The sequence below is a fragment of the Subtercola lobariae genome, from assembly GCF_014640255.1.
Taxonomy (GTDB): Bacteria; Actinomycetota; Actinomycetes; order Actinomycetales; family Microbacteriaceae; genus Subtercola; species Subtercola lobariae.
The window spans coordinates 653,311-660,868 of record NZ_BMGP01000003.1 but is presented as its reverse complement, the minus strand read 5'-3'; the positions used below and the strand labels follow the sequence as shown (position 1 = coordinate 660,868).

General features: G+C 61.9%; 5 protein-coding genes. 1 reads left to right on the top strand and 4 read right to left on the bottom strand.

The genetic code is table 11. From position 1 onward, the window contains the following. A partial coding sequence (locus IEX24_RS11035) for a hypothetical protein (protein ID WP_188678081.1) occupies window positions 1–436 on the bottom strand: 436 nt, incomplete at its 3' end. A gap of 76 nt (window positions 437–512) precedes the next feature. Here IEX24_RS11035 and IEX24_RS11030 point away from each other — a divergent pair. Continuing rightward, on the top strand, window positions 513–1,496 hold the full coding sequence (locus IEX24_RS11030) for an aldo/keto reductase (protein WP_188678079.1): 984 nt from the start codon (window positions 513–515) through the stop codon (window positions 1,494–1,496). A gap of 47 nt (window positions 1,497–1,543) precedes the next feature. Here IEX24_RS11030 and IEX24_RS11025 read toward each other — a convergent pair whose 3' ends face one another. The 3 genes from IEX24_RS11025 to hrpA all read right to left on the bottom strand — a co-directional run bounded on the left by IEX24_RS11025 (window position 1,544) and on the right by hrpA (window position 7,550). Continuing rightward, window positions 1,544–2,368 (bottom strand): aldo/keto reductase, encoded by an 825-nt coding sequence (locus IEX24_RS11025; RefSeq protein ID WP_188678078.1) that lies wholly within the window; start codon window positions 2,366–2,368, stop codon window positions 1,544–1,546. 30 nt (window positions 2,369–2,398) lie between these two features. Continuing rightward, window positions 2,399–3,607, bottom strand: a complete 1,209-nt coding sequence (locus tag IEX24_RS11020) for an MFS transporter (protein WP_188678077.1) — start codon at window positions 3,605–3,607, stop codon at window positions 2,399–2,401. Window positions 3,608–3,668: 61 nt separating this feature from the next. Beyond that, window positions 3,669–7,550 carry an ATP-dependent RNA helicase HrpA gene (gene hrpA / locus IEX24_RS11015; protein WP_188678076.1) on the bottom strand — a complete coding sequence of 1,294 codons (3,882 nt, stop codon included), beginning with the start codon at window positions 7,548–7,550 and terminating at the stop codon, window positions 3,669–3,671. Between the last annotated feature and the right edge of the window lie 8 nt (window positions 7,551–7,558).

Below are 7,558 nucleotides of genomic sequence, written 5' to 3'. Positions count from 1 at the left end.
CGGTACGGAGGGCTTCTTCCACACGGGGGAACCGAGACGGGTTCGGTACCCCAGCGAGCGACATATCCGTGCGGATACGACGGCCCAGCCGCACCCTGTCAGCCGCCGTCGACACCGACGTACCCGTGTGCGCCGCAAGCAGCTTCTGCACCGTCGCAAAGCCCAGCCTCACCGTCAAACGGTCGTCCCCTCGCGCCACCTCACACCGGGCATCCACATCGGCCGCAGCCGCCACCCGGCCCGCATCAACCAACTTCCCCAACCGCTCCCACAACACCAACGAAGCCAACGCATCCGAATCAGACAACCCAGCCACCGGGCTGTCGGCAAGCCCATTGGGCGCGGCAGCACGGCACCCAGACAGCACTTCAATGTCATCGATAAGCGCGCGCATCCCATCACCCTGAGACACAGCAGAAGAAGCGGTTTCGTTCATGACCCAAGTCAAACACCAACCACTGACATTCACTCACCTTCTCCGAAGGTCGCCCCACCGGCCCTAAGGTTGAACGATGGAATACCGCGAACTTGGCCGAACACACCGCACAGTCTCGAGCATCGGGCTGGGCACCTGGCAGTTGGGAGCCGACTGGGGCGACGTCAGAGAAGCGGATGCTCTTGCCGTGCTCGATGCGTCGGTGGAATCTGGCGTGACCATGTTCGACACGGCAGACGTGTATGGTGACGGTCGCAGCGAACAGCTCATCGGCAGCTATCTCTCCGCGAACCCGGGGCACCAGATCACCGTGGCGACGAAAATGGGTCGCCGCGCCGAGCAGCTGCCAGAGAATTACGTGCTCGAGAATTTTCGCGCATGGACGAATAGATCGCGCAGAAACCTTGGCGTTGAGACGCTCGACCTCGTTCAGTTGCATTGTCCGCCGTCGCCCGTTTTCGAGAGTGACGAAGTTTATGACGCCCTCGATACGCTCGTTTCAGAAGAAGTGATTGCCAACTACGGTTTCAGCGTTGAGACCACCGATCAGGCACTTGCCGCCATCGCGCGGCCTGGCACGGCGACTATTCAGATCATTCTGAATGCCTTTCGGCTGAAGCCTCTTGACGAGGTTCTGCCTGCTGCGCGAGCAGCGGGTGTGGGCATCATCGCGAGGGTTCCGCTCGCTTCGGGGCTCCTGACCGGCAAATACTCTGAGCAGACTGTTTTCGCCGAAAACGATCATCGCAACTACAACCGAGATGGCAGTGCCTTCGACGTGGGCGAAACGTTTTCGGGAGTCGAATACACCGCGGGGCTGGCGGCCGCGCGCGAGTTTGGGGCCTTGGTCGCAGCGGGCATTTCGCCCGCAACCGCCGCGCTGGCGTGGGTGGCTCAGCAGCCGGGGGTGAGTACGGTGATTCCGGGCGCGCGAAACCCGGGCCAAGCCGAAGCTAACGCCGCGGCGGGGTCGTTGCCCGAACTGGGGCAGCGGTTCAACGACGGCGTCAGAGACATTTACGACCGGTACTTTCGGGCGAGCATCCACTCGCGCTGGTAGGTGCCGCAGCCTGCGCGGCCCAGGCGACGCGCCTCAGGCGAGGCGGCTCAGTCGAGAAAGTCGGGGTCTTTGCCCGTGCGCTCGCCCGTCTCCAGCGACGCGATGAGCGCGAGGTCGCCTTCGTCGAGCTCGAAGTCGAACACGTCGAAGTTCGACGCGATACGTGACGGCGTCACAGACTTAGGAATCACGACGTTGCCGAGCTGAAGATGCCACCGAATGACAACGTGAGCCGCGCTCTTGCCGTATTTTGCGCCGATCTGATCGAGCACAGCGTTGTCGAGAACACGCCCGCGGGCGAGAGGTGACCACGCCTCTGTGCGAATCGAATGTGCGTCGTTATAGGCGCGCACCTCTCGTTGCGGCAGCCAGGGGTGAAGCTCGATCTGGTTGACGCTCGGCACGACGCTCGTCTCTGCGGCGAGTCGCTCGAGATGATGCGGGTGAAAGTTCGAAACACCTATCGATCGGGCAAGCCCATCGGCCTGAATCTTTTCAAGTGCCCGCCATGTTTCAACGTAGAGGTTCTGTTTGGGCGCAGGCCAGTGAATGAGAAACAGGTCGACGTAGTCAAGGCGCAGACGAGCGAGGCTCTCGTCGAACGACCGACGAGCCTTGTCGTACCCGTGGTGATCTTGGTAGACCTTGGTGGTGACGAAGAGCTCGGCGCGCGGCACCGAACTTCGAGCGACGGCTTCGCCCACGCCGACTTCGTTGTTATAGAGGGTGGCCGTGTCGACGTGTCGGTACCCCACCTCGAACGCCACTTCAACCGCCTGGCTGGCCTCGTCGTTCGACGCTTTGTACACCCCGAGACCGAGCTGCGGGATGCTGTTGCCATCGTTCAGAGTGAGATTCGGTGAACTCGTCATCATTCCATTATCGCGTTGCGTTGTTCGGGCTCAGCCGGTGACCGTTGCAATCGGCTCGGTGTCGGGAATGGGGCTCGCGTCTTTGCCCCGAAGGTCGGGGTGCCAGCGGCGACCCAGCAGCGGCACTAAAAAACCGGCAAATGCAAGGGCGCTGGCAGTCACGAACGCCCCGCTCGGCCCGTGCGAGTCGATCATGAATCCGGCCAGCGCCGAACCCACCGCAGCGCCGATGAGCTGACCCGTGCCCACCCATCCGTATGCCTCGGCCGTGTCACTGAAGCGCACACTCGACGACACGATCGAGAACATCACCGCGAGTGCGGGGGCGATTCCGACTCCGGCCAGAAAGAGAAAAACGCCGAGCCACCAGACATTGAGTGACAGCGCCGAGACCCCGATGCCGACGAAAACGATGAGCATGCGTTGGGTCAGAGCCCACGGCCCGATCGGAGTGTGCCCGAGAGCCAGGCCGCCAACCAGCGAACCCACCGCGAAAACCGCGAGCACGATGCCGGCCTCGGCCCCGCCGTGGCCGAAGGTCGACACGACACCTGCCTCGACCGAGGCACACGTGGCTACGAGCAAGAACCCCACGATGGTCGCGAGCAGCACAGGAGGCTTCGCGAGAACCGCACCAAGGCGCCGGCGGCTTCGCGGAATGCGCACCCTGCCGAGTTCTGGGCTCGTCAAGAACCAGGCGCCACCGACAACCAGAAAAATCACGGCGAGCAAGATGCCTTGAACGGTGCCGATCTGAGTTGCCGTGAAGGTGGTGATCACCGGCCCCACCACCCAGATGATCTCTTGCGCTGAAGCATCGAGCGAGAACAGCGGGGTGAGCTGCTTCGAGTTCACCATCTTGGGGTAGATCGTGCGCACGGCAGGCTGAATCGGTGGCATCGTGAGGCCGGCCGCGAATGCGACGCCCATGGTCACCGGAATGCTCAGAGGCACTAGCGCGATGATCGAAATGGCGACCGCACAGACCGCAATGGTCGAGCCGATCACCGGTCTCATTCCCCAGCGACCCATCAACCTGCTCGTCAGCGGGCCCGCAATCGCCTGGCCGATCGACAGTGCCGCGAGCACCAATCCAGCTGAGCCGTACGAGTCATGCACCCGCTGAATGTGCAGCAGAAAAGCCAGCGACAGCATTCCGAACGGAAAGCGAGCCACCAATTGGGCAGCCATGATGCGCCCGACGCCCCGGGTTCTCAGAAGATTCGAATAGCTAGCCACAACTGATCTAGTGTACCGGGTAGACGGTGAGGTAGTTGCCGTTTGCCAAACTGGGGCGCTTCTAGCTGCTCAGCACCTTCTGAATGCGCTGAAGCGACACCGGCCCATCGGTTCCCAAAGCCTGAGCGAACAGGCTGATACGTAGTTCTTCGAGCATCCACCGCGCCCGGATGATCGGGGCGCTCACCGTGGTGAATGCGTTGTCGGGCAGCGGCAGTGGGCCTCCGGCCGCCTCGTACCGTGTCGTTGCATTCTGTACCTCCGTCATCCAGGCCCGGTCACGTGCCGGCGCGTCAGGCAACTTTTGCATGCGCTGCTCGACGCCAGTCAAGTACCGTGGATAACTTTTGAGCTGAGGCGTGCCTGTGGAGGAGATGAAGCCCGGGTAGATGAGAGCGGCGAGCTGTGCGCGAGCGTCGCTCAGAGCGGCGAGAAGCGAAACGCTTGTCGCATTTTTGAGTGCGCGCTCGGCATCACGCGCCTTTGTCAGGCTCGCGGCGACGGTTGCGACAGCCGAGTACATCGACTCCATCACCGTGCTCGAAAAACGATCGCGCACGGCCTCGAACTCGCTCTGTGTGAAAAGCAGCCCGTCGGCATGCGTCTCGCGAATGACAGCGTCGGCGCACGCCTTGAGTGTGTCGTCGAAGAGCGCCTGGATGCTCGGGTAGGGGCTCGTCGCCAGAATCAGCTTCTCGTTCTGGGTGAGGTGCTCCCGCACATACGACACGGGCGAGGGCACCGTGAGCAGCAGCAGGGCACGAATGCCGAGTGGTGTGAGCCGGTCGGCTTCGCCCTGCGTGCTCATCAGGCGAATGGCGACCGATGTCTTCTCCTCCACAATCGCGGGATACGCGCGAATTACACTTTCCGCCGACTTCGTGTCGATGAACCGTGGCAGTTGCGTAAAGTTCCACGACGTGAGGCCGCTTTGCTCGATGGCATTGGCGGTGGCACTGGATGCACGGGCGACACTCTCGCGGGCAGCCGAACGAAATCGGTGCTGGAGTTCGGTGAGGTTCTTCGAGGCGGCAAGCGTCTTTCCCCGTTCATCCACCACGCGAAACGAAACAGAAAGGTGGGCAGGAATGCGCGAACGATCGAAGTCAGAAGCTGAAACCGCGACAAAAGTGAGGCGCGTCATGGTTTGGGCGAGATCGTCTAAGAACGACGATTCACTCGTCTCTGGCAGGGCGGCGAGAAGCTTGCGTGCCCAATCTGTGGCGGGCACGAAGTTCTTTCGCAGGTTCTTCGGCAGAGAGCGAATGAGTGCTGTGACGAGTTCTTCGCGAAAACCGGGCACCTGTGATTCGAAGCCGGTGGGTTCGAGGCGGGGGAGGAGTGCCAGCGGCACGGTGACGCTGACACCGTCGTCTTCGGTTCCCGGTTCGAATCGGTAGTTCAACGACAGGCGCTGGTCGCCCTGCTGCCAGGCCGTCGGAAACTTCGTCTCGTCGATCTCTGGTGCACCCTCGGGCACCAGAGTGTCGATCGTCATCGTCAACAGATCTGGAGTGTCATGCCTAACCTTTTTCCACCAGCCGTCGAAGCTGCGAGCCGTGTTGATCTCGCGTGGAATTCGCTTGTCGTAGAACTCGAACACCGCTTCGTCGTCGAGAAGCAGGTCACGGCGTCGGCTGCGTTCTTCGATTTCAGCCAGGTCGCGGCGAAAACGCTGGTTCGCACGATCGAACGCATGCTGCGATTCCCAGTCGCCGTCGACCAAGGCATGGCGAATGAACAGTTCTCTCGCATAGGCCGGGTCGACACGCGAGAACTGAACTCGCCGCTTCGCTACGATCGGCACGCCGTACAGCGTCACTCGTTCATACGCGACGACTGCGCCCTGTTTCTTCTCCCAGTGCGGCTCAGAGTACGTTCGCTTGCACAGGTCGCCGGCGAGCTGTTCGGCCCACGCCGGGTCGATCGACGCATTCATTCGAGCGAACAACCGGCTCGTCTCCACGAGTTCGGCGCTCATCACCGAGTTCGGCTGTTTCTTGGCAAGCGCCGACCCCGGAAAAATGCTGAACCTTGTCTGCCTGGCGCCGACGTAGTCTTTCTTCGCCACGTCTTTCAGCCCGATGTGCGAGAGCAGGCCGGCAAGAATCGAGCGGTGAATGCCGTCAGGGTTGACCGACGGCTCGCCGAGGGTCAGATTCAACGGCTTGCTGAGCTGCCGAAGTTGCCGAAAAACGTCTTGCCATTCGCGAACCCGCAGGTAATTCAAGTGCTCACCTTTGCACAACCGCCGAAAAGCGCTCGACGAGAGTTCGCTCTGTTTCGCCTCGAGGTAGTTCCACAAATTCAGAAGGCTCAGAAAGTCGCTTGTCGCATCGGTGAATCGGGCGTGCAGCTCATCTGCTCGCTGACGCTTCTCAAGGGGCCGTTCTCGCGGGTCTTGCACAGTGAGGCCCGCCACGATGACCATGACCTCGCGACTCGTCGAGTGCTGCTTCGACTCGATCACCATGCGCGCGAAGCGCGGCTCAATGGGCATGCGCGAAAGGTCGCGACCCACTCTCGTGAGGGTAGGCAATCCGCTCGAGTGACCCGAGTCGACTGCGCCGAGCTCGCTCAGCAGATCGAGCCCGTCTTTGATTCCGCGCGAGTCTGGCGGTTGCAGAAACGGAAACGAGGCGATGTCGCCGAGGCCGAGCGAAATCATCTGCAGAATCACCGCCGCGAGATTGGTGCGCAGAATCTCGGGTTCGGTGAATTCAGGTCGACTGAGGTAGTCGTCTTCGGAGTACAGCCGAATGCAGATGCCGTCGCTGGTTCGGCCACTTCGACCGGCCCGCTGGTTCGCCGACGCCTGCGAAACAGCCTCGATGGGCAGACGCTGAACCTTCGAACGAACGCTGTAGCGGCTGATGCGGGCTGTTCCCGTATCGATGACGTACTTGATGCCCGGAACAGTCAAGCTCGTTTCGGCCACGTTCGTCGCCAGAACGATGCGGCGCCGGATGCCCGGGGCCGACGATCTCTGAAACACCTTGTGCTGGTCGGCAGCAGACAACCGCCCGTAGAGAGGCAACACCTCGGTAGCGGCCCCCAGAGCCCCGCCCCCGCCCGAGTTCAGGCGCCCGCGAATGGCCTCTTCGGCATCCCGAATCTCGTTCTCGCCAGAGAAGAAGACCAAGACGTCACCGTCGCCTTCGCGAGCGAGCTCGTCGAGAGCTTCGTTGATCGCATCAAGCGGGTCACGATTCACCGCATCACTCGTCTGGCTGTGCTTCGAGCCGCGGTCGCCGCTCACCTCGCGCCGGTCATCGCCTTCAGTGATGTCGACGCCAGTGATGTCGCCGTCTGTGATGTCGTCGACATCATCGAGCATGGCGGCGCCGCCGTCGGCGACGAGCGGGCGGTAGCGCACCTCCACGGGATACGTTCTGCCAGAGACCTCGATGATCGGGGCGTCGCCGAAGTGGCGCGAAAAGCTGCCGGGGTCGATGGTGGCAGAGGTGACAATGACCTTGAGATCGGGGCGTTTGGGCAGCAATTCGCGCAGATACCCGAGAAGAAAGTCGATGGTCAGGCTGCGCTCGTGGGCCTCGTCGATGATGATCGTGTCGTACTTCTTGAGCAGCCGATCGCGGTGAATCTCGTTGAGCAGAATTCCGTCGGTCATCAGCTTGATCTTCGTGTCTGCGCCTACCCGGTCGGTGAACCGAACCTGGTAACCCACGAGCTCGCCGACCTGCTGGCCGAGTTCTTCGGCGATGCGCTCGGCAATGGTACGAGCTGCGATTCGGCGCGGCTGAGTATGACCGATGCTGGTGCGGCCGAGTTCGAGGCAGATCTTCGGCAGCTGGGTAGTCTTACCCGAACCCGTTTCGCCGGCGATGATGACAACCTGATGCGCCGCGATGGTGCGCGCGATCTCATCACGCATCTGGCTGACGGGCAGCTCGGGCGGAAAAGTGATCGGTGGCAGATTCATCAGCCCCT

What these genes read in the sequence shown, in the direction of transcription:
- hrpA (WP_188678076.1), bottom strand. Translation starts at nt 7,550, where the DNA reads ATGAATCTGCCACCGATCACTTTTCCGCCCGAGCTGCCCGTCAGCCAG.
- IEX24_RS11030 (WP_188678079.1), top strand. Translation starts at nt 513, where the DNA reads ATGGAATACCGCGAACTTGGCCGAACACACCGCACAGTCTCGAGCATC.
- IEX24_RS11025 (WP_188678078.1), bottom strand. Translation starts at nt 2,368, where the DNA reads ATGACGAGTTCACCGAATCTCACTCTGAACGATGGCAACAGCATCCCG.